This window comes from Pseudomonas putida (assembly GCF_003228315.1).
Lineage (GTDB): Bacteria > Pseudomonadota > Gammaproteobacteria > Pseudomonadales > Pseudomonadaceae > Aquipseudomonas > Aquipseudomonas putida_S.
Genome location: NZ_CP029693.1, coordinates 1,189,630 through 1,213,507 on the forward strand (window position 1 = coordinate 1,189,630; position 23,878 = coordinate 1,213,507).

The 23,878-nt window shown below is 58.9% G+C and carries 21 protein-coding genes; 10 read left to right on the top strand and 11 right to left on the bottom strand.

Annotation, left to right across the window (positions count from 1 at the left end; all coding sequences use genetic code 11):
• Positions 1 to 49: 49 nt before the first annotated feature.
• From DKY63_RS05175 to DKY63_RS05190, 4 genes are all read right to left on the bottom strand, one after another.
• On the bottom strand, positions 50 to 1,240 hold the full coding sequence (locus tag DKY63_RS05175) for an acetyl-CoA C-acyltransferase (RefSeq protein ID WP_110963109.1): 1,191 nt from the start codon (positions 1,238 to 1,240) through the stop codon (positions 50 to 52).
• 12 nt (positions 1,241 to 1,252) lie between these two features.
• Complete coding sequence (locus DKY63_RS05180) at positions 1,253 to 2,014, bottom strand: SDR family NAD(P)-dependent oxidoreductase (protein ID WP_110963110.1); 762 nt, start codon at positions 2,012 to 2,014, stop codon at positions 1,253 to 1,255.
• Between the two features lie 16 nt (positions 2,015 to 2,030).
• Positions 2,031 to 3,695 carry an AMP-binding protein gene (locus DKY63_RS05185; RefSeq protein ID WP_110963111.1) on the bottom strand — a complete coding sequence of 555 codons (1,665 nt, stop codon included), beginning with the start codon at positions 3,693 to 3,695 and terminating at the stop codon, positions 2,031 to 2,033.
• A gap of 250 nt (positions 3,696 to 3,945) precedes the next feature.
• A complete protein-coding gene (locus tag DKY63_RS05190; RefSeq protein WP_110963112.1) occupies positions 3,946 to 4,962 on the bottom strand; it encodes an AraC family transcriptional regulator in 1,017 nt (338 codons plus the stop codon).
• A 280-nt stretch (positions 4,963 to 5,242) separates the two neighbouring features.
• Between DKY63_RS05190 and efeU the strand changes: the two genes are divergently transcribed.
• From efeU to efeO (DKY63_RS05210), 4 genes are all read left to right on the top strand, one after another.
• Complete coding sequence (gene efeU, locus DKY63_RS05195) at positions 5,243 to 6,091, top strand: iron uptake transporter permease EfeU (RefSeq protein ID WP_110963113.1); 849 nt, start codon at positions 5,243 to 5,245, stop codon at positions 6,089 to 6,091.
• A 108-nt stretch (positions 6,092 to 6,199) separates the two neighbouring features.
• The gene (gene efeO / locus DKY63_RS05200) at positions 6,200 to 7,399 is read left to right on the top strand and encodes an iron uptake system protein EfeO (RefSeq protein ID WP_110963114.1); all 1,200 of its coding nucleotides are present in this window, start codon (positions 6,200 to 6,202) and stop codon (positions 7,397 to 7,399) included.
• A gap of 18 nt (positions 7,400 to 7,417) precedes the next feature.
• Positions 7,418 to 8,716, top strand: a complete 1,299-nt coding sequence (efeB, locus tag DKY63_RS05205) for an iron uptake transporter deferrochelatase/peroxidase subunit (protein ID WP_110963115.1) — start codon at positions 7,418 to 7,420, stop codon at positions 8,714 to 8,716.
• A 22-nt stretch (positions 8,717 to 8,738) separates the two neighbouring features.
• Positions 8,739 to 9,563 (top strand): iron uptake system protein EfeO, encoded by an 825-nt coding sequence (gene efeO, locus DKY63_RS05210; protein WP_110963116.1) that lies wholly within the window; start codon positions 8,739 to 8,741, stop codon positions 9,561 to 9,563.
• A 39-nt stretch (positions 9,564 to 9,602) separates the two neighbouring features.
• On the opposite strand, the gene DKY63_RS05215 is transcribed toward efeO (DKY63_RS05210), so the two are convergent.
• From DKY63_RS05215 to pssA, 3 genes are all read right to left on the bottom strand, one after another.
• Entirely contained in the window at positions 9,603 to 14,576 is a 4,974-nt protein-coding gene (locus DKY63_RS05215; RefSeq protein ID WP_110963117.1) for a hypothetical protein, read from the bottom strand.
• Between the two features lie 58 nt (positions 14,577 to 14,634).
• Complete coding sequence (locus tag DKY63_RS05220; RefSeq protein ID WP_110963118.1) at positions 14,635 to 15,114, bottom strand: hypothetical protein; 480 nt, start codon at positions 15,112 to 15,114, stop codon at positions 14,635 to 14,637.
• Between the two features lie 119 nt (positions 15,115 to 15,233).
• Complete coding sequence (gene pssA / locus DKY63_RS05225) at positions 15,234 to 16,577, bottom strand: CDP-diacylglycerol--serine O-phosphatidyltransferase (protein ID WP_110963119.1); 1,344 nt, start codon at positions 16,575 to 16,577, stop codon at positions 15,234 to 15,236.
• Between the two features lie 217 nt (positions 16,578 to 16,794).
• On the opposite strand from pssA, the gene DKY63_RS05230 reads away from it, so the two are divergent.
• The 3 genes from DKY63_RS05230 (at position 16,795) to DKY63_RS05245 (ending at position 18,881) form a co-directional block, all read left to right on the top strand.
• Positions 16,795 to 17,358, top strand: a complete 564-nt coding sequence (locus DKY63_RS05230) for a TetR/AcrR family transcriptional regulator (protein ID WP_110963120.1) — start codon at positions 16,795 to 16,797, stop codon at positions 17,356 to 17,358.
• Positions 17,359 to 17,413: 55 nt separating this feature from the next.
• Positions 17,414 to 17,890 (top strand): DUF1348 family protein, encoded by a 477-nt coding sequence (locus DKY63_RS05235; RefSeq protein WP_110963121.1) that lies wholly within the window; start codon positions 17,414 to 17,416, stop codon positions 17,888 to 17,890.
• A 211-nt stretch (positions 17,891 to 18,101) separates the two neighbouring features.
• Complete coding sequence (locus DKY63_RS05245; protein WP_110963123.1) at positions 18,102 to 18,881, top strand: TSUP family transporter; 780 nt, start codon at positions 18,102 to 18,104, stop codon at positions 18,879 to 18,881.
• Here the strand turns inward: DKY63_RS05245 and nudC are convergent.
• The 3 genes from nudC to DKY63_RS05260 all read right to left on the bottom strand — a co-directional run bounded on the left by nudC (position 18,849) and on the right by DKY63_RS05260 (position 21,472).
• Complete coding sequence (nudC, locus tag DKY63_RS05250; RefSeq protein ID WP_110963124.1) at positions 18,849 to 19,679, bottom strand: NAD(+) diphosphatase; 831 nt, start codon at positions 19,677 to 19,679, stop codon at positions 18,849 to 18,851. The two genes, DKY63_RS05245 and nudC, sit on opposite strands and share 33 nt — an antisense overlap.
• A gap of 7 nt (positions 19,680 to 19,686) precedes the next feature.
• Positions 19,687 to 20,499 carry a crotonase/enoyl-CoA hydratase family protein gene (locus tag DKY63_RS05255; RefSeq protein ID WP_110963125.1) on the bottom strand — a complete coding sequence of 271 codons (813 nt, stop codon included), beginning with the start codon at positions 20,497 to 20,499 and terminating at the stop codon, positions 19,687 to 19,689.
• A gap of 199 nt (positions 20,500 to 20,698) precedes the next feature.
• On the bottom strand, positions 20,699 to 21,472 hold the full coding sequence (locus DKY63_RS05260) for a class I SAM-dependent methyltransferase (RefSeq protein WP_110963126.1): 774 nt from the start codon (positions 21,470 to 21,472) through the stop codon (positions 20,699 to 20,701).
• 147 nt (positions 21,473 to 21,619) lie between these two features.
• Between DKY63_RS05260 and DKY63_RS05265 the strand changes: the two genes are divergently transcribed.
• The 3 genes from DKY63_RS05265 to DKY63_RS05275 are packed head-to-tail and all read left to right on the top strand — an operon-like array spanning position 21,620 to position 23,463.
• Entirely contained in the window at positions 21,620 to 22,153 is a 534-nt protein-coding gene (locus DKY63_RS05265; RefSeq protein ID WP_110963127.1) for a tetratricopeptide repeat protein, read from the top strand.
• 54 nt (positions 22,154 to 22,207) lie between these two features.
• Positions 22,208 to 22,705, top strand: a complete 498-nt coding sequence (locus DKY63_RS05270) for an RNA polymerase sigma factor (protein ID WP_204354337.1) — start codon at positions 22,208 to 22,210, stop codon at positions 22,703 to 22,705.
• The gene (locus tag DKY63_RS05275; RefSeq protein ID WP_110963129.1) at positions 22,702 to 23,463 is read left to right on the top strand and encodes an anti-sigma factor family protein; all 762 of its coding nucleotides are present in this window, start codon (positions 22,702 to 22,704) and stop codon (positions 23,461 to 23,463) included. The genes DKY63_RS05270 and DKY63_RS05275 overlap by 4 nt, the downstream gene beginning before the upstream one ends.
• A 146-nt stretch (positions 23,464 to 23,609) precedes the next feature.
• On the opposite strand, the gene DKY63_RS05280 is transcribed toward DKY63_RS05275, so the two are convergent.
• Positions 23,610 to 23,876 (bottom strand): hypothetical protein, encoded by a 267-nt coding sequence (locus DKY63_RS05280; RefSeq protein WP_110963130.1) that lies wholly within the window; start codon positions 23,874 to 23,876, stop codon positions 23,610 to 23,612.
• Between the last annotated feature and the right edge of the window lie 2 nt (positions 23,877 to 23,878).

A 23,878-nucleotide genomic window follows, 5' to 3' on the forward strand; every position in this document is an offset into this window, starting at 1 on the left:
AACCGCCATCGCGAGCAGGCTCGCTCCTACAGTGGGATTGGCCAAGCCGTTAGAGGCATTCCACGGCCATCGCCGTCGCTTCGCCACCGCCAATGCAGATTGCCGCCACGCCGCGTTTCAGGTTTTTCTGGCGCAGTGCCGAAAGCAGGGTCACAAGGATCCGCGCGCCGGATGCACCAATCGGGTGGCCCAATGCACAGGCGCCGCCATGGACGTTGAGTTTCTCGTGGGGGATTTCCAGTTGGGTCATCGCCGCCATGCCGACCACGGCGAAGGCTTCGTTGACTTCCACCAGATCCACTTCGTCAAGGGACCAGCCGGTTTTCTTCATCAGCTTCTTGATCGCGCCAATCGGCGCCACTGGAAACAGGCCCGGGGTGTCGGCGAACGCTGCATGACCGTGAATCACCGCCAATGGCTTGAGACCCCGCTTGTCGGCTTCGGAACGGCGCATCAGCACCAGGGCCGCCGCACCGTCGGAGATCGAGCTGGAGTTGGCCGCTGTTACGCTGCCGCCGTCGCGGAACGCCGGTTTGAGCGAGGCAATCTTGTCCAGCTTGGCTTTCGGCGGCTGCTCATCATTGCTGATAACCACCTGTTCCTTGCCGACGGTCACGGTCAGCGGCACGATCTCGTCCCTGAAGCTGCCGTCCTTGATCGCCTGCTGGGCGCGGGTGGTCGAGGCGATAGCAAACGCATCCTGAGCCTGGCGGCTGAAACCGTGGGTTTCGGCGCAGTCTTCGGCGAAGGTGCCCATCAGGCGGCCCTTGTCGTAGGCGTCTTCCAGACCGTCGAGGAACATCGAATCCAGCACCTTGCCGTGGCCCATGCGATAGCCGCTGCGGGCGCGATCCAGCAGGTAAGGCGCGTTGGACATGCTTTCCATCCCACCGGCAATCACCACATCGGCACTGCCAGCCAGCAGCATGTCGTGGGCCAGGATGGTGGTTTCCATGCCCGAGCCGCACATCTTGTTCACCGTGGTGCAACGGGTCGACTTGTCGAGCCCTGCACCCAGCGCGGCCTGACGCGCCGGTGCCTGGCCAAGGCCGGAGGGCAGTACGCAGCCGAACAGCACTTCATCGACGGCATCCGATGCAACACCGGCGCGCTCGACAGCGGCCTTGATCGCGGCAGCACCGAGTTGCGGCGCGGTCAGGCTTTTCAGGTCGCCCTGGAAACCGCCCATGGGGGTGCGAACGGCGCTGACGATTACGATGGGATCGTTGCTGATAGTCATGACAAATCCTCCTTACTTGGCGGCCATGCGCAAGGCACCGTCGAGACGGATCACCTCGCCGTTGAGCATGCTGTTTTCAATGATATGCCGCACCAGCGAGGCGTACTCGGCTGGTTTACCCAGGCGCGGCGGGAACGGTACGCCGGCGGCCAGGGAATCGCGGACTTCCGGGGTCATGCCGGCCATCATCGGGGTTTCGAAAATGCCCGGGGCGATGGTCATCACGCGGATGCCGAAGCGCGCCAGCTCGCGGGCGGCCGGCAGGGTCAGGCTGACGATCGCGCCTTTGGACGCCGCGTAGGCTGCCTGGCCGATCTGGCCGTCGTAGGCCGCCGCCGAGGCGGTGTTGATGATCACGCCGCGCTCGCCACCGGCATCCGCTTCGGTTTCGGCGATCGCCGCCGATGCCAGGCGCAGCATGTTGAAGCTGCCGATCAGGTTGACGTTGATCACCTGGCTGAAGCTTGAAAGCGCGTGCGGGCCGTTCTTGCCGAGGATTTTCTCGCCACGCACGATGCCGGCGCAGTTGACCAGCCCATTGAGACCGCCAAAGGCCTTGACCGTGGCCTGCACCGCCGCCTCTGCCGCCGCTTCGTTGCTGATATCGGCGACAACGCTTTGCGCGCCAAGACGCTTGGCCTGGGCCGCGACAGCTTCGGCGTTCATGTCCACCAGCATCACTTTGGCACCAGCGGCCATCAGCATTTCAGCGGTGGCGGCACCCAGGCCGGACGCACCGCCGGTGACGAGAAAAACCTTGTTTGCGATCTGCATCATTGTTTCCTTGGATTCAAGCTGAAACGTTCTTCGCCGCGGCCTCTTGAGCCTTGGCGATTTCCTGGTTGCGCAAGATAAAGCGCTGCAATTTGCCGCTCGGGGTTTTCGGCAACTCGCTGACAAATTCGATTTCACGGGGGTACGAGTGGGCCGCCAGACGCTTGCGCACATGCTGGCGCAGTTCTTCGGCCAACTCCGGCGCCGCACGGTATTGCGGGCTGAGCACGACGAAGGCCTTGACCAGCTCGGTGCGCTCCGGATCGGGCTTGCCGACCACCGCCGCTTCCACCACTGCCGGGTGTTCGATCAACGCGCTTTCCACGTCGAACGGGCCGACGCGATAGCCCGAAGTGGTGATCACGTCGTCGCTACGACCGACGAAGCTGATGCTGCCGTCCGGGTTCCACTCCACAGTGTCGCCACTCAGGTAATAGTTGCCGACGAAGGCCTTGGTCGGCGCGCCTTCGTAACCGGCGAACCAGCACATCGGTGACTGGGTGCGGTCGATGGCCAGGATGCCCGGCTGGCCGACGCCCAGTTCCTTGTATTGATCGTCCAGCACCACGATGCGGTGGCCGGGTGAGGCAAAACCGGCGGCGCCCATGTGAATGGAATGCTCCAGGCCATGGTGGTTGCACAGCACCATGCCCAGTTCGGTCTGGCCGTAGTGATCGTGAATGACCACGCCGAGATTGTCGGCGAACCAACGGATCACTTCCGGGTTCAATGGCTCGCCGGCGCTGCTGACGATGCGCAATTTGCCCTTGATCGATTTGGCGAACTCATCGCCACCGGCAATCAGCAAACGGTAAGCCGTCGGCGAACCGGTGAGGTTGGTAATGCCGTACTTGTTGATCACCCGGCAGGTGCTTTCAAGGGTGAACGGACCATCGTAGAAGGTGATCGGGTGCCCCATGCCCATGGGCCCCGTCACGCCGAAGTAGATGCCATAGGCCCAACCCGGATCGGCGACGTTCCAGAACGCATCTTCAGGACGCAGATCCACGGCGTCACGGGTGTAGCTCTGGAAGGCGACGATGGCCTTGAGCGGTACCGACAGTGCTTTCGACGGGCCGGTGGTGCCCGAGGTGAACATCAGCAGGAACGGGTCTTCGCCGGTCAGCATCACCGGTTCGCAGACGTTGGAATAGTTGGCCAGTTCGGCCCAGAAACTGAAATCGCCACGGACAATGCCCTGGCCCTTCGGCCCACCCACGGTGACGATGGTTGGGCAATCGGCCACTTCGGCAAGCTTGGAGCGATTGACCGCGTCGGTGACCACGACTTTTGCACCCGAGCAGCCGAGGCGATGCTCGATGGCCTTGGGGCCGAAGGCGGTGAACAGCGGCTGGTAGACGGCGCCGATGCGCCAGGCGGCGAATACGGTGATCAATAATTCGATGTTGCGTGGCAAGAGACCGGCAACCTTGTCGCCCTTGCACACGCCCTGGCTCAGAAGGAAATTGGCAAAGCGCGCGGCCTTGTCCTGCAAATCGCTGAAGGTATAGGTGGCGCTGCTGCCATCGCGGCCTTCCCAGAACAGCGCGATGCGCCCCGGCAAGGCATGCCGGTCGCAGCACTCGACACAGGCGTTGAGGGCAGTCAGATCGCCTGAGAGTGCGGCGTCGACGGTGTGCTGATAGTTGAACTGTGAAACAGCAGACAAGTAATCGCGCATTGCCAGAATCCCTGTGTGTTTTTTATTAGGTCGGGGAACCGTAAACAGCAGGGAAATACTCGCTCCGCGGGGGTTGGCGGGCAATGGTCAAAGTAATCAAGTTGCTTGACTGGTTTGGCCAAGGATTGAGGGATGTCGCGCCTTTCAGGGCCTCATCGCGAGCAGGCTCACTCCTACAGGGGGATGCGTTTCAATTGTAGGAGCGAGCCTGCTCGCGATGGCGTAGGCACAGGCGCCGAAAGAACCAGGATCAGTTGGCTTCGTTGAGAATCAAGCTGCGGTAATGCCCGGGATTGGACCCCGACCACTTGCGAAACGCCTTGTAGAACGAACTGGCATCGGCAAAGCCCAATCGCGTGGCGATGTCGGCAAAGCTGATGCTTGGCTCGGCCAGCCAGACAATCGCCAGCTCCTTGCGCACGCTGTCCTTGAGCCCCTGATACGTCTGCCCTTCCTCCGCCAACCGGCGCCGCAAGGTCGATGCCGACATGCACAACTGCTGCGCCAGCGCTTCGGTTTCCGGCCACTGTTCGGCGGGCAACATACGCAAATCGTGCTTGATCCGACTGGCCAGGCTCTGTGGATCGCGGTACTTCACCAGAATGTTCGCCGGCGCCAGGGCCAGGAAGCGCTTGAGTTCTTCGGCGCTGCGCTTAATTGGCAGGTCCAGGCAGTCGGCGGAGAAAATCATCCGAGTGCGCGGCCGGTCGAAACGCAGGTTCTCTGAAAACATCACCAGATAGTCATCGCAGAAGTCCGGCCTGGGGCAACGCAACTCGATGGCCAGAATCGGTATCCGCCGCCCCGCCAGCCAGCACGCGACGCCGTGCACGATCATCCAATAGGTGAAATAGGTGAAGGCGCGACGCGGCTCGTGATCGTCCTCCGCCAGCACGATTTCCGCCAGGCTCTGCTGGCGCACCAGTTCGGCGGGCATGCGCTCGAGCATCAACGACAGAAAGTCCAGCGCGCTGGTCAGCCCCGCCGCCAGGCTCGGCTGGACCATGGCGCTGCGACAGAGAAACGCCAGGCTGCCGGACTTGAGCTTGCGCGGGTCCATGCCAAAAAACTCATCGTCCCCGCGCCGCGCCAGCAGCCGCCATAACCGCGCATAGGCGCTGGCCGGCACCCGGGCGGTATTGCTGTCCAGCAGCGCCGGATCAATGTCCACTTTGCTCAATGCTTCTTCGGTGGCCGCGCCCGGAGCGCAACTCTGCAGCAGCGCTTCACGCACCAGTTGAATGGAGATGGTGTCTTTTTCCGACATTGAGCGAGGTGGGCCGTGTGGTTGTCTGGATGGCACGCATAGTAGCGCAGCCACAAACGCCGTGCCCCTGTAGGAGCAAAGCTTGCTCGCGATGAACGATGACGCGGTTTGCCTGTTACACCGGAGTGCCTTGATCGCGAGCAAGCTTTGCTCCTACAGGGGACGGGTGATATTCAGGGTTGTTCAGCTTAGGTTCAGGTAAATGTCAATCGATGCCATTTGGGAATGAGTGTCATTATGTTACAAATTAGCACCCTATCTATTCGTGTCGCGGTGCTGAATGCTCGTCCCTTTTCTGATCATGTTGCGCGAAGGCGTCGAGGCTGCGTTGATCGTTGGCATCATCGCCAGCTACCTCAAACAGACCGGTCGTGGCCAGTGGATGCCGGCGGTGTGGATCGGCGTGTTCCTTGCCGCCGCCCTCGCCCTGCTGGTCGGAGGTGGTCTGGAATTGGTCAGCGCCGAGTTTCCGCAGAAACAACAGGAACTGTTTGAAGGGGTCGTTGGCCTCGTGGCCGTGGGCATCCTCAGTTCCATGGTGTTCTGGATGCGCAAGGTGTCGCGCTCGATCAAGCATTCGTTGCAGGCGTCCCTCGATCAGGCGCTGACCGGTTCCAGCCACCAGGTGATCGCTTTGATCGCCATGGTGTTTTTCGCCGTGGCCCGCGAAGGCCTGGAAACGGTGTTTTTCCTGCTTGCGGTGTTCCAGCAAAGCGAAGGTCCGGCGGCACCGATTGGCGCCCTGCTCGGCCTGATCCTGGCGATCATCATCGGCTTTCTGATTTACAGCGGCAGCATGCGCCTGAACCTGGGCGCGTTCTTTCGCTGGACCGGCCTGTTCATCCTGGTGGTGGCCGCCGGGATCCTCGCCAACTCCGTGCAGGCGCTGCATGAAGCCGGGGTCTGGAATCACCTGCAAACCGTGCTCTTCGACATCAGTGCGATCCTGCCGATGGATGGCCCGCTGGGTTCGGTGCTGGCCGGGATGTTTGGTTACCAGGATGCTCCGACTGTCAGCACCCTCGGTGCGTACCTGATTTACCTGCTGGTGGCACTGGTGATGTTCTTTTTCCCGGCGTCACCTCCTTCCTGTAGGAGCGAGCCTGCTCGCGATGGTCGTCAACGATAACGCGCAGTGCCTGATACCCCGCAGCGTCTGTGGGTTCATCGCGAGCAGGCTCGCTCCTACAGGGATCAGCCAACAGCTTTCTTCCGTTTCCAGTCAGTAAGGGCACCCATGCCAAATCAAGCCACTCCCCAGGCCTCCCCTCCCCGCGCCTTGCGCTGGGCGGTGGCATGTTCAGTGATTGTGATGATCGCCGCCGGCGGCCTGTTCTATTACGCCTCGAAAATGGCCGCGGCCAAGCGCCAGGCCAACCACGATGAAGTGGTGGTCACTATTCAAGCCCATAGCTGCGAACCCAATGCCCTGACCGTTCCGGCCGGGCACGCCAGCTTTCGTATCGTCAACCGCTCCGACCGGGCCGTCGAATGGGAGATCCTCGACGGCGTACTGGTGATCGAGGAGCGGGAAAACATCGCTCCGGGCCTGAGCCAGGTGATCAACGCCAACCTGGCGCCCGGCGCTTACACGATCACCTGCGGCCTGCTGAGCAATCCGCGCGGCACCTTGCACGTCACCCCGACGGCGGCCTCCGATGCGGCGGCCAAGGCCAGGCCATCGATGGTGGCGTTCGTCGGTCCGTTGTCGGAGTTTCGCGTGTACCTGAGCAGTCAGGGCACCGCGCTGATCAAAGCCGTCAGCGCCCTGGAGCAAGCTATCGAAGCCGGCGACCTGATTCAGGCACAAGCGCTGTACGCGCCGGCCCGTGCCGCTTATCAACGTATCGCCCCGGCAGCGCAACGATTGGCCGAACTGGACAACGCCATCAACGCCCGCGCCGACTACTTCGAGAAACGCGAACAAGACCCGGCCTTCACCGGCTTCCATCGCCTGGAATACGCGCTGTTCCAGCAACGCAACCTCGACGGCCTGACGCCCATCGCCCAGCGCCTGCTGACCGATGTCACTGCCCTCAAGCAGCAACTGCTGGCCCAGACACTGCCACCGGAGCAACTGGTGAGCATCATCGTGCGCAACCTCAACACCCTGGGCGACGTGCGCGCCAGCAGTGGCGAGGAGGAACGTTACAGCCACAGCGACCTGAACGGCTTTGCCGGCAACCTCGATGCCGCGCGCAAAGTGGTCGAACTGCTGCGCCCGCTGCTGTCCAAATCCGCCGCCGACCTGCTGCCGAAAATCGACAGTGCCGTCACCGCCTTCGATGCCGAACTCAACAGCTTCAAGGTCAAGGACGGCTACGCCAGCTACGACAGCGTCACCGCCGAGCAGCGCAAGCGGATCGCCGACAAGGCCAAGGCGCTGGCTGACGCACTCGACGCCATCGATCCCGCCCTCGGCCTTTCCGGCCTTTAAGCAGAAGACTCTTTGCAGATGAACGATTCAGAACCATTGAACCTCCAACGTCGCCGGGTACTGATGGGCATGGGCGCCGCCGGCGTCGCCCTCGCAGGCTCCGCATTGAGCTGCCCGGCCATGGCCGCCGGCCCCGCGCAAGTCACCGAAGCCCCCAGCAGCGACCAAACCTTCGACCGTCACGACTTCCACGGCAAACACCAGAGCGGCATCGTCACCCCGCGACCGGCCTCCGGCATGCTGGTGGCGTTCGATGTGCTGGCCAGCGACCGCGATGACCTGGAGCGGCTGTTTCGCACGCTCAACCAGCGCATCGCGTTCCTGATGAAGGGCGGTCCGGTAGCCCAGGTCGACCCGAAACTGCCGCCGGTGGATTCGGGGATCCTCGGCCCCGTGGTCACCCCGGACAACCTGACCATCACCGTGTCGGTGGGCGCCTCTTTGTTCGACGAGCGCTTTGGCCTTTCGGATGCAAAACCCAAGCGCCTGATGCGCATGGTCGGCTTTCCCAACGATGCGCTGGAAGCCGATTGCTGCCATGGCGACCTCAGCCTGCAGTTCTGCGCCAACACCGCCGACACCAACATCCACGCCCTGCGCGACATCGTGAAAAACCTCCCGGACTTGCTGCTGGTGCGCTGGAAACAGGAAGGCAGCGTGCCGCCCCAGGCCCCGGCGAAACCCGGTGTGCCTGCGCAGAGCGCGCGTAACTTCCTGGGTTTTCGCGACGGTTCGGCCAACCCGAACTCCAACGATGCCAGCGCCATGGACCGCATCGTCTGGGTCCAGCCCGGCGGTGACGAACCCGCATGGACCGCGGGCGGCAGCTATCAGGCGGTGCGGATCATCCGCAACTTCGTCGAGCGTTGGGACCGTACTCCGTTGCAGGAACAGGAAAGCATCCTCGGCCGGGTCAAAAGTACGGGCGCGCCCATGGGCGGCAACCATGAATCCGAGGTGCCGGACTACGCCAAGGATCCTGAAGGCAAGCTGACCCGACTCGACGCCCACATCCGCCTGGCCAACCCGCGCACCGCCGCGACCCAGGGCAACCTGATCCTGCGCCGACCGCTCAACTACTCCAACGGCGTGAACAAGAACGGCCAGCTGGACATGGGCCTGCTGTTCATCTGCTACCAGGCCGATCTGGAAAAAGGCTTCATCACCGTGCAAACCAGGCTCAACGGCGAGCCGCTGGAGGAATACCTCAAGCCGGTGGGCGGCGGGTACTTCTTCACCCTGCCCGGTGTCACGGGCGATCAGGACTTCATTGGTCGCTCACTGCTCAATGCCACTCAACCAACAAAAACCGCATAAACCACCTGCACGGAGCCGTCCCATGAAAAAGTCGTCACTGGCGTTAATGATTACCCTTGGCTTGCTCAACACCCCGTTCTCGGCTTTCGCAGCCACGGCGCCGCTGGAGCTGGTGCAGCCGATTTCCGACTACAAGATCTACGTCACCGAGCAACTGGACGAACTGGCCAGCCACACCCAGCAGTTCACCGACGCGGTAAAAAAAGGTGACCTTGCCACCGCGAAAAAACTCTATGCACCGACGCGGGTTCACTACGAGTCGATCGAGCCGATCGCCGAACTGTTCAGCGACCTGGATGCGTCCATCGACTCCCGGGTCGATGATCACGAAAAAGGCGTGAAGGCAGAAGACTTCACCGGCTTCCACCGCATCGAATATTCATTGTTTTCGGAAAACAGCACCCAGGGCCTCGGTGAACTGGCGGACGGCTTGAACAAGAACGTCCAGGATCTGCAAGCCCGCGTCGCCGGCCTGACCTTCCCACCGGAGAAAGTCGTCGGCGGTGCCGCCGCGTTGCTTGAAGAAGTGGCGGCCACCAAGATCTCCGGCGAGGAAGATCGCTACAGCCACACCGACCTCTATGACTTCCAGGGCAACATCGACGGCGCGAAGAAAATCGTCGATCTGTTCCGTCCGCAGATCCAGAAGCAGGACGCCGCGTTCGTCGCCAAGGTCGACAAGAACTTCGCCACGGTGGACAAGATCCTGGCCAAGTACAAAACCAAAGATGGCGGTTTCGAGACCTACGACAAGGTGAAGGAAAACGATCGCAAGGCGCTGGTCGGGCCGGTCAATACGCTGGCTGAGGATTTGTCGACGTTGCGGGGCAAGCTTGGCCTGAATTAAGCGCAACATTGCAGGAGCGAGCTTGCTCGCTCCTGCAGGTTATGCACGCTGGACCCTTGGCTCATCCAGCGCCCGTCCAATGGGATTACCGTCGATATCAAGGGCGTACCATTTGTTGTCTACCCAGGCAACATCACTGCCATTTACTTGGCCCATTGTGCCGGCGATGGAACGAGGCAGCCTGGTCGCGGCTCCACTGGCTGCGCCTCCAAAAAATGCCCTGAGCCGATCCAGGCACACTTGTAGATGACCGACCCCGGAGTCGGTCAAGGCAAATACGCCACTGGTCAGGATCTTGCGCAGAGAACCCACGGTTCTGGCACCTCCGGCAATCAGGTCTGGAAGTCCATCCAGCGGATTAATCAAGGAAATGAGGGTCGTGCCCGTGATTTTGATGGCCTCAAAAGCCTTGATGCTGACAGGGACGATGGAACTCAGCGCCTTGGTTATCCTGCCCGCACCGCCAACCAGCGTGTTCAGGCCTGAAGCGAGATCCGTAAAACAACCGAAGGCACCATTTATGAAGCGCATTCGATCTCCCGATTGCAAGTCATCGGTGCAGCCCACGAAAGGTATGAGTTGCAGCAGGAAATTTCCAATCTTCTCCCAATACGCACGATTTTCTTCTGCAGTGGTTTGCCCTTTCGCCTGTTTAAACAGGAAATCGCGCTCGCCTTGCAGGTAATTGCCGTTGATTATGTTGTCGACAATGGCCGCCGTCCTGCCGGAGCCGTAGCTATCGGGGACAAGAGTCGTATGCTTGCTCCCTTGCTCTGACACGGCTGGCAGCGTGTTTCCCAACTTTTCGACAATCAGTTTGGGAGATCTGGCGCCGGCAATCGGTTCCGAACCTTCAAAGTACGCCGCAAAATCAAACGGCAGTTCAGTACCTCGCTGCACCTGCACATTGACGGTGGAACCTTTACTGATTTTTGCTTTTTCTATTTTGATCACGCCATTGAGCGGTAGATCATCGGGCAAGTCCACGCGCTTGATAATGGCCAGGCGTCCTGGAAAGACTTCGAAATAGCTGACTTTTTGCTGATACTTACAGCGTAGTAACGTTCCCTGACGCCCACGATTAACCGCTTGAATTTGTGCTGTTTCATCCTCTTTGGGCTTGCCGGTTTCCTCACGCAACGTAAACAGTTGCACTTCGCCCTGTTCAAGGCATTGGCGATCTTCGAGCGGAAGAGCCGCTATCAAGGATTTTGTTGAAGTAACAAAAGCATTCCTTCGGGAGTTAAAAAAACGGTTTACCGAAGCCGACAGTAAGTCATTCAGTACAGGCAATATGAAGACACACCGATCAAATACCCCTTGATCGATCGGATCACTACTCATCTTCCAACGGTGTCGAAACAAATCGCCATCCATGTAAGCCTCTACAAGTGTTTTCTCAACCGTCCTGACTGGATTCAACTTATCCAACGGTTCGAACACATCGGCCTTGATTTTTATTTCCTCCACGGCTTGCGTGGTAAAGAAAGAGAAAGCTTTTCCAAGTTCCTGGATCGCGATTTCCCTGCGCGTCAGCAATGGTTGTTTGAACCCCTCAACGGCCTCAGAAAGTTCTGCTCGCTGAGTCGCAAATCGTTTCGCAACAAGCGAATAGTCCGCAACAGAATGGGCCTCTTTCGGTTGAACAACACCGTTCATCGCTCCCCAGGTCATCAAAATATCAACCGCAGCACTCTTGAACAGTAGCCGTTGCTCTGGCGTGGTTGGGTTAAGCAATGCCAGAGCCATCAATTGGTCCGTGGTCATGGCTCGCGAACACCCGGGACGTTGAAGCTCGGCGATGGCGACGCCCAGGCGCAATGTCATCCAGCTCGCCGTGCCAACCAGAATCCCCTTGTCGGGATCCTGGGCCAGAAACTCGGGCGCCGCATCGGCCAGAAACAAATGCGCAATCAGCGGTGCTGCCTGGGCACTGACGCCCCTGTGGTCGATCAAGTGCTGTTCAATCTCGGTTCGTACCGTGACGAGATCACGACCCAGGTTTTTCGGTTGGTAAACGTCATACCCGGCGACAGTTCCGGGTCTGCCGGGAACATCAGGGTCAACGGCCAATTTGATCGCTGCCAATAGAAGTGACTGGTAGTGTTCGGGAAATGCCGTTTGCCCCGCTCCGTACCAGTTCAGTGCCTGGAGTAATTGATGCCCCCAGGAAACGCATTGGTCCGCTTCGAACATCTTGCCCAGTAATTCGTCGACGTGGGAGCGCCTGTATTCAACGGACGTATCGGGAAGCAACTCGGCGCCCAACTCATCAATAATCGAGCTGGCTCCGTTAAAAAAACTCTTCTGCAGGCTAATGATTGAGGCTCTGTCGTCGGGAGTTAACTTGATGAGTGATTGAGAATCCCCAAGTAAATTGGCGCTGTAATCGCCCAGTGGTGGTGCGCTGGGTAATGTTGTGTTCATCCATTGAATGACATTGCGTATCTCACCCGCTGTTTTGGGCGAGCCGAATCCCTTGTAATTGATCACCTGCTGCAAGTCGATGGATAAGGTCGAATACAGCGCATTTCCTGTCTGTTCGACCTTTTTCAGCAGATCATCGAAGGGGCCTGTCAAGGCACTTTGAGCCTGCACCAGGCCAGTCAAGTCCTTCCACTCCAAAGAGATCAGGACCTGGATTTTTTTATCGCAGATCCTTACAGGCAAGTAATCACAATCGACGTTCGCGTCTTTACATATTTCCACCATTTTCGGATTTTTTAGAAAAGCGTTTAAATCCTCAACGATATCGGCACACTTTTCAGTCAGAGGCAGGTGGTTGCCGCTGCGGGTATACCGACCCGACAGCGAAAGGGGGGTGTCATCCAGCAAATTCGCCGAAGCCGCTGTCAATTCATGGATCAGTTGGGCACGCGACTTCGTCTCGGCGATCAACGCGGTGGCCTCATCGCACTCTTTATTGATTTGTGCCCGGTATTCAGCCGTGATATCAGGCCATCCATCTATTTTCAGCTGTGTGGCCAGTGCCGCAGCCTGCCCATCCGTGATGGGCGGCATCACTTTGTAGAAATCGAGAATCACGTCGCACGGAACAAGATTGTGTTGCTCATCCACGAAAGGCAAACCGAAATTGCCTGGGTCCAGTACTCGCCTGGCAGCAAGAACATGCGCTGAAACCTGCCACCATCCGGAAGTGTCCCATAGGCTGAAGGTTTGGGTAGAGCTCGCTCCATCCTGGACGACAGTCCCTGAAATGGAGCTTTCGTGGATGATCAACGTATCCAGCACAAAACCCTTGGACGTGAGCCATGCCAGGACGCGGGGATCGTTCAAGGTATTTTGATAGAGCTCCAGGGGCTTGCTCATCGAGCTGTCCTTGGGGACAGACAGCGGAATATTCTGATTGGCCTCCAGTTTTTCCAGCAATCGCGTTTGCAGGTTTCGATCGGCCTGCCGGGTGAGCTCTGCATCACTCAACGCCTCGAGCACCCACTGCGCACTGTCATCTGCAAGTTTCTGGCGTTCTGAATTGGCGGGGAGATCCTCAACTTCATTGACTGGGTTTTCGTTCTGGTCCGCTTCCAGTCTCGAGATCAGTAGATGTGCGTAGCGATTCCGCGATTTGAGAATGCTCTCGTCAATCAGCTCGGCCACTGACTGGTCTGGCTGAGATAGAACCGGTTCCGACAACAGCAACTTGATGTCAGGTATCAGAAGGGGGTCGCGATGAGGGTCGGCGTAACTGGATGTCTGAAGCCGTGCTTCGATGGCCTGCACAACGTCCGGCATCTCACTCAGTATCGCGCCCACTTCATCACTGATGTATTTGCGCAGTACCGGATCGTCTTCCTCTACGAAGTGAGTGCCGTTGTTTCGCATCGATTCGCCGGATAAAAGGCTGTGTAACTTGTCGTAGACCGCGTAAATCATGGCCATCGTTAATGTGGCAGCAGCACGTGGATGTTGTCGGGCGGCAACGGACGCGCTATTGAACGTCGCCACACCGGCGGCCGCCAGATAACCGCTGGTTGTCTGTAGCCACTGCGCGAGAACGACGCACACCTTTTCCAGGGCACTGGGATCAAGTTGCTCGACTGTATCCTCGTAGGGGCTGCCGACTGCGCCATACGATGAAGATGGAACAGTTGCAAATGGCTTTTTTACATTAACCTGCAGGAATGATTTTATTAACTTGTTGAGCTCATTGTTCGTCACCGCTGCAACGGGCCTCCAACCAGTCGCCCCCTGTATGGTTTGCGTAAACACATCATCAACTTTCAGAGCCAGGTGCCCCAGTTGCTCGAACAACTTCGCGGGTATAGACACTGACTCCCTTGATAGAAGCTCAAAGGGGGGCGATTGAGATACGACAGGCTGTCGTTTGCCTGGCCCGGATGGAAAACCAATCCTGTCGGGTGGGCTCATGTCCATGAAAGACTTCAAGACGTTCATCACGCACAAGATCCTGGCTGCAAATCCACTCGTATCTTTCAGTGCATCGAGTTCGACATTGTCGTAGAAATCACCTTTGCGATCGATTTCCAAAAGCGCCGACAACAGTGGAAACCCTTTATCTCTTGAGATTTGAGGTGGTTTCGGGAATGTCTGGTCCACGAGTTCAGTCGCGAACTTCGTAAATTTAACGAGCCCAAGCTTCACGTTATCGACGGGGGCACGCGACACATCCATCACCCAGTTGATCATGTTGATAGGGAGTTGCAGGCCATCCAGAAACATCGATAGGAGCGACGGGAGCGAAGGCAACTCGATACTTTGCCTGAGTTCTTCAACCGCCCTTTTATGCCGTTCAGGAAAATATTTCCGTCCTTTGACATAACTCAAGTCATGAAGAAACTCGCCCAGCAGTCGCTTCACGTCCCGGGAGGAAGGGTAGTCTTCATAAATATCTTCGAGTTTGGACAGTGTACTATCGAGCCGATCAACATTCTCTGAATCGCTATCGAGTGTCCCCTCGAGCCATGGCCCGATCGATGACCGGCAATCCCTGATAATCTTCTTGAGGCATTGCCTTTGCGTGTCCGTCAGCAATTCTTCGCCGACGCATTCACTTTGCGGGATTTGTGGGATATTTAAACGTTCAAGGAGTTCAATGCCCCATTGGTTCGGGGGGGAAGCAGCAAATGACTTCTAATAACAGGCGCAGTTTTTCTGTCGCTAATTCGCCAACAGGGCAAATCGAGCGTATTGCCGCGTCAACAAACAACTTCGCCAGTTTACTGCCCGTTGGCGTGTACAAAATGCCACTGCTCAGAATGGCGAACATCTCCGACTCCGATAGACGCTGGGTCTTCAAGTAATGTTGTGCATACGCCCAGCACTCATCAAGAGAGGTTTGATCATAGACAAGATCACCCAGATGGGCATATCTCACGCTATATACAGGTGGTGCAATAGTGTCTTGCTGTGCTGTTGAGTGCAGTTGCCTCAAACCCATATTTATGCAAAACGTGGCGTTCTTGACGTTCAACAACTGCCCGTCAACCAGAGTCTGGTCGGGAGCCATGTCGATCGGACGCAATGATGTTGCCGAATTACCCGCATTGGAAGACGCGGCTTGAGTGCACATGGGAAGTTCTTGCCCTGGAGATTCAAACTTCAACCTTAAACTTGCGCTGAAAGAACACTATCGAATAAAGCTCATTTCAAGTGTTCTTTGCGCAAATTGAATCTCCGCTACTGCGTTCCTTACAAAATGCGATACAGCAATCGCTCAATCCGCACCCGGCTCACACGCTTGAGAAACTTCGCCACCCCAGCCGGGTACTCAGGCAATGTTTCCAGGTCCTGAAAACGCTCGATGCGTGTCGTGTGCTGGAAGATCTCATTCAACTCCTTGCCACGCGGCTCAAGTAACTCGCCTTTCGGATCGTCGATCAACAAGGCGTTCTCCAGATCAAGACGGAACGCCCTCGGGTTAAGGTTGTTGCCGGTCAGCAAGGTATAGCGCTTGTCGATCCACATGCCCTTGAGGTGGTAGGTGTGATCGCCGTCCTTCCACAGGTGCAGGTTCAACTGGCCGCTGTCGATGTTGCGTTGATGGCGCTTGGCGAAGCGGCGCAGGCTGATTTCGTAGAGGTACGGCAATGCCGAGATCACCTTGAACGGCTCGCTCGGCGGGATGTAGAAGTCGTTGGCGGTTTTGTCGCCGACCACGATGTCGATCTTCACGCCACGGGCCAGTGCCCGGTTGACCTCACGGATAATCGCCAGCGGCAGGTTGAAGTACGGCGTACAGATGGTCAGCTGCTGCTGGGCGCTGGCGATCAGTTCGCAAATCGCGCGGTTCAGCGGGTTGTTCTTGCCCACGCCCAGCAATGGGCTGACCGACAGACCGCTCCGGTCCGTGGTGCCTTGGGTGGTGTCGTAGGCGGCGTGCTTGAGACGACTGCGCAAGTCGCCAATGTCATTGCGCAAGCTGCGGGTGGTCGGCAGGTTCGGCAGGTCGAGGCGGTGCACCGCCTTGGACGCCACCAGGCCATGCTGAACCAGGTGATGCATCGAATCGGCCAGAGCCTGGTTTCGCAGCAGGTGGTAACGGTCGTAACGGTACTTGTCAAACTTGTGCAGGTAGACGTTGTTCAGGCTCGCGCCGCTGTAGATCACGCAGTCATCAATGATGAAGCCCTTGAGGTGCAACACGCCGAACAACTCGCGCGTCTGCACCGGCACGCCATACACCGGCACCACGCTTTCGTGTGTGCGGGTCATTTCCTGATACCAGGCGGAGTTGCCTGGCTGTTTACCGGCACCGATCAAGCCGCGCTGGGCGCGCAACCAATCGACCACCACCACCACGTCCAGGTGCGGACGCGCCAGCTTGGCCGCGTGCAGGGCATCGAGAATTTCCTGGCCGGCCTCATCCTGTTGCAGGTACAGCGCAACGATATAGATGCGTTGGGTGGCGCTGGCGATTTTCTCCAGCAGGCAACGACGGAACTCGGCAGCGCCGGAAAGGATGGTGACGGCATCGGCGGTCAGCGGAAAACTGCGCAGTTTGGGCAGCAGGGAGCGTTTGAAAAGCAACGGCATAGGGCTCGCAATCGGGTCGAATCCAGAGAGTTTGAGAGCTTACACCATGGATGGGCTTGGGTCTTGTGGCGGTCTGCTCTGGCCTCATCGCGGGCAAGCCTTGCTCCTACAGAGCGGCGCGCAACCTGTAGGAGCAAGGCTTGCCCGCGACGACATTTTCATAGGTGATTAAAATTAGAGATAGACAAAGGAGAACGATCGTTCTACTGTTGGACACATGAACGAGATAACCAGCAACGACACACGCGATATCATTCTGGATGTCACCGAAAAGTTGATCTACAAAGGTGGTATTGCCGCCACCGGCATGGATCTTCTGGTGAAAACCGCCGGCGTTTCCAGAAAGAGTATCTACCGCTACTTCGCCAACAAGGACGAACTTGTCGTCGCGGCCCTGATTCGTCGTGACCACCGCTGGATGCACTGGTACAGGAGCACCGTCGATCTGGCTGAGACCCCGGCCGATCGATTGCTCAATCTGTTTACCGTGCTCAAGTCCTGGTTTGAATCGGAAGGCTTTCGCGGCTGCGCCTTTATCAATACCAGTGGCGAAACAGGCGATCCGCAGGACCCGGTTCGCCTGGTCGCCAGGGACCACAAACAGAAACTGCTCGACTACGTATGCGAGCTGTGCACCGAACATGGCGCCGACGATCCGCAGACGCTGGCCAAACAGCTGCTGATCCTGATCGAAGGTGCCATAACCGTGGCGCTTGTAATGAGTGATCACAGTGCCGCCGATAATGCGCAATGCATGGCGCGGAAGTTATTGGACCTGTAGCAACTTAATCAAGCCCGACACTTGCTGGAACTTTAACTTTTAACGGAGACGTGAAATGTCCAACGCCGAAGTTCGTCCGCCATTACCGCCTTTCACCCGTGAATCGGCCATCGAAAAAATCCGCCTGGCCGAGGATGGCTGGAACTCCCGCGACCCGGAACGCGTATCGCTGGCCTACACACTGGACACCAAATGGCGTAACCGCGCCGAGTTCGCAAATAACCGCGAAGAAGCCAAAGCCTTCCTGACCCGTAAATGGGCCAAGGAACTGGATTACCGCTTGATCAAGGAACTCTGGGCGTTCACCGATAACCGCATTGCCGTGCGTTATGCCTATGAATGGCATGACGATTCGGGCAACTGGTTCCGTTCCTACGGCAACGAGAACTGGGAATTCGACGAGAACGGCCTGATGGCCCACCGCTTTGCCTGCATCAACGACATGCCGATCAAGGAAAGCGAGCGTAAATACCACTGGCCGCTGGGGCGTCGCCCTGATGATCATCCGGGCCTGTCGGATCTGGGCCTGTAAACACCCTACAAACTGTAGGAGCGAGCCTGCTCGCGATAGCGGCTATACAGTCAGCCTCTTTATTGGCTGACACACCGCTTTCGCGAGCAGGCTCACTCCTACAGGTTTTTGTGGTGAAGCCGGACGGGTCGCAGCAGAACCTGGATAACGGTAAGATACCCGCCCTTCCCCGCAGCCCCTTCGCTGCACCCTGCCGACTTAAGCCGATTCCATGCCTTTCGAACTCAGTGTTGACCTCTTCACCCTGGCCATTCTGGCCCTTGTCGCTTTCATTGCCGGCTTCATCGACGCCATCGCCGGTGGTGGCGGACTCCTGACCACCCCCGCGCTGCTGACCGCCGGCCTGCCGCCGCATCTGGTGCTGGGCACCAACAAACTCAGTTCGACCTTCGGCTCGGCCATCGCCAGCTTCACCTTCTACCGTCGCAAGCTGTTCCACCCCAGACAGTGGATGCACGCCATCATCGGCACCCTGATCGGTGCACTGACCGGCGCCGGTGTCGCGCATTACCTGCCCGCCGAGTGGCTGAACAAGATGCTGCCGGTGATCGTCTTCGCCTGTGGCATTTACCTGTTGTTTGGTGGCACGCCGAAAGCGCCGCTGGACAGCGACGCACCGATCAAGAAGAAGTGGCAATCGACCCAGGGCTTCACCCTCGGCTTCTACGATGGTGTGGCGGGTCCCGGCACCGGGGCGTTCTGGACCGTCAGCAGCCTGCTGATGTACCCCATCGATCTGGTCAAGGCCAGCGGCGTGGCGCGCAGCATGAACTTCGTCAGCAACATTGCGGCGCTGTCGGTGTTCATATTTTCCGGGCAAGTGGACTGGATCATCGGCCTGTGCATGGGCCTGTCGGTGATGATCGGGGCGTTCTTCGGTGCTCGCACCGCCATCAGTGGCGGCGCGAAGTTCATTCGTCCGGTGTTCATCACCGTGGTACTGGGGCTGACCGTGCGGCTAGCCTGGCAACACTGGTTCAGCGTGGCCTAAGCGCCGCGCTACATAGACGTCGATCAGGTAACGGGCAATCGAGCGCGACGCCGGCAACGGCGGCAGCGCATGCACGTTGAACCACTGGGCGTCTTCGATTTCGTCTTCCTGACAGACGATCTCGCCACCGGCGTACTCGGCATGGAAGCCGAGCATCATCGAATGGGGGAACGGCCAGCACTGGCTGCCCATGTACTGGATGTTCTTGACCTCGATCCGCACTTCTTCGCGAACCTCGCGAATCAGGCAATCCTCGGCCGACTCACCCGGCTCGGCAAACCCCGCCAACGTGCTGTAGACCCCGCTGACGAAGCGTGGCGAGCGTGCCAGCAGCACCTCATCGCCACGAGTCACCAGCACAATCATGCTCGGTGAAATGCGCGGATAGCTGCGCAAATCGCACGGCTGGCAATACATCGCCCGCTCGCGCGGCACCTGGGTCATGGCCTGGCCGCAGTTTCCGCAGAAGCGGTGCTCACGGGCCCAGGTGCCGATCTGCGCAGCGTAACCGAGCACCTTGTAGAGGGTGTGATCGCCTTCGAGCATGAATGCCCGCAAGCCTTTCCAGCCGCAGCCTGGCACCTCGCCGGCACTGCGCAACTCCAGCAGGTACACCGGTTCGCCATCAAGGTGACCGATGCCATGTTCGGCAAGAATCGACAGGTCCTGACGCTTGAGCCACTCACGGGGGAACAAAGCGCCATTGTCGTCGAACAGGAAGCCTTCGGGGCTGCGTGCCACGGCCCAGCCGCCCGGTTGATCGGTGTCCAGTACTGCAGTGGTCCAGCGTGAAGTCATTGTTCAATCAATCCAGAAATTCGGGTTTCTGTTTGCTCATATGGGCGGCCATGGCCACGCGCAAATCGTTGGATTGCAGCATGGCGGCGTTCCATGTGGCGACGTATTCCAGGCCGTCATCGATTCGATGATCGCGCATGTAGCTGATCATCTCCTTGGTGCCGGAAATGGCAATCGGCGACTTGCTCGCAATTTCCCGGGCAATGCCCATGACGCCGTCGAGCAGGCTGGCGGTGTCGCTGTAGACGCGGTTGACCAGGCCCATGCCACGGGCTTCCTCGGCGCCGAAATGGCGACCAGTGTAAGCCAGTTCACGCAGCATGCCGTCACCGATGATGCGCGGCAAGCGTTGCAGCGTGCCGACGTCGGCGGCCATGCCGATGTCGATTTCCTTGATCGAGAACTGCGCGTCTTCGGCGGCGTAACGCATGTCGCAAGCGGCGATCAGGTCGATGGCGCCGCCCAGGCAGTAACCCTGAATGGCCGCGAGCACCGGCTTGCGGCAATTGTCGACGGCGTTGAAGGAGGCTTGCAGGTTGAGGATCTTGCGGCGTAGCAGGCGTGCATTGCGTCCGACGTCTTTGCCCAGCTCATTGGCCACGTTCGCCAGCATCATCAGGTCGATGCCGGAGGAAAAGTGCTTGCCGGCACCACTGAGCACCACCACCCGCACTTCGTCGGTGTCGTCGATCCACTGGAAAACCTCGACGATTTCGCTCCAGAACGCAGCGTTCATCGAGTTGATCTTTTCCGGACGGTTGATCTGCACATGAGCGATGTTATCGACCAGTTCGACGTTGAACGCGGTGTATTGAGACATGCCGGTGATCCTTTGGCGGGCAAAAAAGAGGCCCGACTATAACAAGGCACGGAGGTGGCGGTTCGGCCAAAAGCGGGACTGACCTGGGTGATATGGCGCACTTTGCGCCCCCATCGCGAGCAGGCTCGCTCCTACATTGGAATCGTGAATACCGGCCCATTGTGGGAGCGAGCCTGCTCGCGAATGCTGCACCACCGATCTAACTGCCCTTCACCGCCACAAATGCTGCTGTTTCATAGGGCACGGTAATCACATCCTTGCCCTGCAATTCAGGCTCACTTTCGATCATCGCCCGGATTCGCTCATCTACCTTCGCCCGTTCGTCCTGCGGCAGCGCCGCAATAAAGCTGGTGGAACGCACCCGATTGAAGATCACATCTTCCAGCGAGCCCGTGTGACCATGGCTGAAACGCTGCCCCTGCAACGGCCCGAACGCCGGATGCGGGAATACTCGGCGCCACGCCCCGGTGTAGTAACGCGGCGTATCACCCTCCAGCGCATTGACGATCGCGTCCAGCTTCGGCACCCAACTGACCCGGGTGTCGCGCAGGTTCCACACCAAACCCAGCCTGCCGCCGGGCTTGAGCACCCGGGCGATCTCGTCTAGCGCCTCGGTATCGGCAAACCAGTGAAATGCCTGGGCGCAGACCACCACATCCACCGACGCATCCGGCAGCGGCAAGTCCGTTGCGGTGCCTTTGACCGCCAATACGTCCGGGTAGGCGGCGGACAATTTTTCCAACATCTGCGCCACCGGCTCCACGGCGATCACCTGCGCACCGGTTGCCACCAGCCGGCCGGTGAACTTGCCGGTGCCGGCGCCGAGGTCGATCACGGCGGTATGGGCGTTCAAGCCGAGGGTGTCCGTCAGCCAATCGGCGACTTGTGGCGGATAATCCGGACGACCGCGCACATACGTCTCGGCAATGGTCTTGTAACCGGCCGCCGCCGCGTGGTGAACCTGGTCTTTCATGGCACAACTCCCGATCGACGAAGGATGTCGACGAGCATAACCCTTCGATCTGAGCTTTCCTTGAGTGGAACGCCGTAAACAAATGAATAATTGTTCACCTTGAAGTGTTCAATGTTTGCAGGTCACCAACAGCTCTGGAGCAAAGCCATGATTAGCCGTTACTCGATGTTCACCACACCGTTGATACTCGCTGTCGTGTTGTCCGGCTCCCAGGCATGGGCTCACGGTGACGATGATTCGCCGGCCGCCCCGCAGTGCCCCCGAGGGCAGGTCATGGACAAGAAAACCCATAAATGCGTCTTGCAAACCAGCCAACTGCTGCCCGATGCCGATCGCACCGACTACGCCTATCAATTGGCCAAGGCCGGGCGTTACGAAGAGGCGCTGGCGTTGCTCGATACGCTCAAACAGCCCAATACCGCCAAAGCCTTGAACTATCGTGGCTACGCGACACGTAAACTGGGGCGCACCGACGAAGGCATCGGTTATTACCTGCAATCGGTCAAACTCGATCCTCAATACGCCAAGGTTCGCGAATACCTTGGCGAAGCCTACGTGATCAAGGGTCAGCTGGATCTCGCCCAGGAACAGTTGCAACGGATCAAATCGATCTGCGGCAACACGACCTGCGAGGAATATCAGGACCTGTCGCAAGCCATCAACGATTCATCGAAAACCTGACACCCTGAAATAGCGGAGGCCGTTATCGCCAGCGATCAGGCAATACGGGCAGAACTGGGCCAGCACCTGGCGCGTTTGTGGCGCTACGGCTTGCTATTGTCCCGGCAACGGCATGTGGCCGAAGACCTGGTACAAGCCACCTGCGTGCGGGCGCTGGAACGGGCCGGGCAATTCGAACCGGGCACACGCATGGATCGCTGGCTGATGAGCATCCTGCACTCGGTCTGGCTCAATGAAGTGCGTGCCCGGCGGGTGCGCGATGGTCAAGGCACGATAGAGGGCGAAGAGGTGTTGTCGTTCGATGGCGAGTACGCGGCGCAAACCCACGTCATGGCGGCGCAAGTCATCCGCCGTGTCGATGCGCTGCCCGAAGCCCAGCGCGAGACGGTGTTTCTGGCCTATGTCGAAGGCCTGTCCTACCGCGAAGTCGCCGACGTGCTGCAGGTGCCCATCGGCACCGTCATGAGCCGCCTGGCCGCTGCCCGCAGCAAACTGGCCGAATACCCGCCCTTGCAGTCCGTGCCCACCTCTTCCAACGGAGAACGTCGATGAATGTGCGAATCCCGGATGAGCAACTGGTGGCTTATCTGGATGACCAGCTTGACGCCGAACAGCGTCAGCGTATCGACGCGGCCGTGGCCGAAGACCCGATGCTCGGCCTGCGCCTGCAATGGCTGAACCGCAGCAGCCTGCCGTTCAAGGCCGCCTACGACGAACTGGAGCACAAGGCGCCCTTGCATCGCCTGCAGGCCATGCTCGACAACCTCCCCGCACCGGCCCGCCCGCCACTCAGTCGTCGCTGGTTTCTCACAGCGGCCGCCGGATTGCTGGCAGGTGGCGTGCTGGCGGATCGTTTGTTCCTCGGTTGGCAAATGAGTCAGGAAAAAGCCAACTGGCGGCAATTGGTGGCGGACTACATGGTGCTCTACGTGCCGCAAACCCTTGACCACCTGCCCAGCGACGAAGCCGCCCAGCGCACGCAGTTGCGCACCATCGATGCGCGCCTGGGCTTGCGCCTGGCGCCGGCGCAACTGACCTTGCCGCGCGCCGAATTCAAGCGGGCGCAAATCCTCGAATACGACGGCGTGCCCATCGCCCAGATCACCTACCTGGATCCGGCGTACGGCCCCTTGGCTCTGTGCATCACCCGCTCCAACAAAGGCAGCCGGCAGTTCGCCCGGGAGATCCGGCATGAAATGAACATTGTCTATTGGGCCGACGTGGAGCATGCGTGGATGTTGATTGGGCGGCATCCGATGGGGGATCTGGAGGAGATGGCCAAGCTGGTGCAAGGTCGGCTGAGCACTTGATGTTGTGACCTTCATGCCGTCATCGCGGACAAGCGTTGCTCCTACAGGACGTGCGTCGTGCGCGACATCCATCAACAACATCAATCCTGTAGGAGCAAGGCTTGCCCGCGATGAGGCCGGTACAGCCACCACCGGACAACGGTGAATCAAGCACTTCTGGTGCCCGACTTCACCAGGTCCAGAGCTCTCGGAAATTCGCCCGACGAGTCCAGGATCAATGTGTATTTCACTTTATCGCCCACGAAAAAATGATCCTGTCCCCCTGGCGTGAGGTTAGGACCGATTCTGACCGCCAGCCGGGAGCAACCATCCTCCGGCATGACCATGGCGAAATTCGTCCACATAGCATCGACCCAGACTTTCCTGATCGCGTTGATCGTGCCCTTGCCCATTCTTGTGTTCGGCGTTCCCATTT

What these genes read in the sequence shown, in the direction of transcription:
- DKY63_RS05220 (WP_110963118.1), bottom strand. Translation starts at nt 15,114, where the DNA reads ATGTGCACTCAAGCCGCGTCTTCCAATGCGGGTAATTCGGCAACATCA.
- DKY63_RS05275 (WP_110963129.1), top strand. Translation starts at nt 22,702, where the DNA reads ATGAATGTGCGAATCCCGGATGAGCAACTGGTGGCTTATCTGGATGAC.
- DKY63_RS05185 (WP_110963111.1), bottom strand. Translation starts at nt 3,695, where the DNA reads ATGCGCGATTACTTGTCTGCTGTTTCACAGTTCAACTATCAGCACACC.
- efeB (WP_110963115.1), top strand. Translation starts at nt 7,418, where the DNA reads ATGAACGATTCAGAACCATTGAACCTCCAACGTCGCCGGGTACTGATG.
- DKY63_RS05255 (WP_110963125.1), bottom strand. Translation starts at nt 20,499, where the DNA reads ATGTCTCAATACACCGCGTTCAACGTCGAACTGGTCGATAACATCGCT.
- nudC (WP_110963124.1), bottom strand. Translation starts at nt 19,679, where the DNA reads ATGACTTCACGCTGGACCACTGCAGTACTGGACACCGATCAACCGGGC.
- DKY63_RS05180 (WP_110963110.1), bottom strand. Translation starts at nt 2,014, where the DNA reads ATGCAGATCGCAAACAAGGTTTTTCTCGTCACCGGCGGTGCGTCCGGC.
- DKY63_RS05175 (WP_110963109.1), bottom strand. Translation starts at nt 1,240, where the DNA reads ATGACTATCAGCAACGATCCCATCGTAATCGTCAGCGCCGTTCGCACC.
- DKY63_RS05280 (WP_110963130.1), bottom strand. Translation starts at nt 23,876, where the DNA reads ATGGGAACGCCGAACACAAGAATGGGCAAGGGCACGATCAACGCGATC.
- DKY63_RS05190 (WP_110963112.1), bottom strand. Translation starts at nt 4,962, where the DNA reads ATGTCGGAAAAAGACACCATCTCCATTCAACTGGTGCGTGAAGCGCTG.
- efeU (WP_110963113.1), top strand. Translation starts at nt 5,243, where the DNA reads ATGCTCGTCCCTTTTCTGATCATGTTGCGCGAAGGCGTCGAGGCTGCG.
- DKY63_RS05230 (WP_110963120.1), top strand. Translation starts at nt 16,795, where the DNA reads ATGAACGAGATAACCAGCAACGACACACGCGATATCATTCTGGATGTC.
- efeO (WP_110963114.1), top strand. Translation starts at nt 6,200, where the DNA reads ATGCCAAATCAAGCCACTCCCCAGGCCTCCCCTCCCCGCGCCTTGCGC.
- DKY63_RS05235 (WP_110963121.1), top strand. Translation starts at nt 17,414, where the DNA reads ATGTCCAACGCCGAAGTTCGTCCGCCATTACCGCCTTTCACCCGTGAA.
- pssA (WP_110963119.1), bottom strand. Translation starts at nt 16,577, where the DNA reads ATGCCGTTGCTTTTCAAACGCTCCCTGCTGCCCAAACTGCGCAGTTTT.
- efeO (WP_110963116.1), top strand. Translation starts at nt 8,739, where the DNA reads ATGAAAAAGTCGTCACTGGCGTTAATGATTACCCTTGGCTTGCTCAAC.
- DKY63_RS05245 (WP_110963123.1), top strand. Translation starts at nt 18,102, where the DNA reads ATGCCTTTCGAACTCAGTGTTGACCTCTTCACCCTGGCCATTCTGGCC.
- DKY63_RS05260 (WP_110963126.1), bottom strand. Translation starts at nt 21,472, where the DNA reads ATGAAAGACCAGGTTCACCACGCGGCGGCGGCCGGTTACAAGACCATT.
- DKY63_RS05265 (WP_110963127.1), top strand. Translation starts at nt 21,620, where the DNA reads ATGATTAGCCGTTACTCGATGTTCACCACACCGTTGATACTCGCTGTC.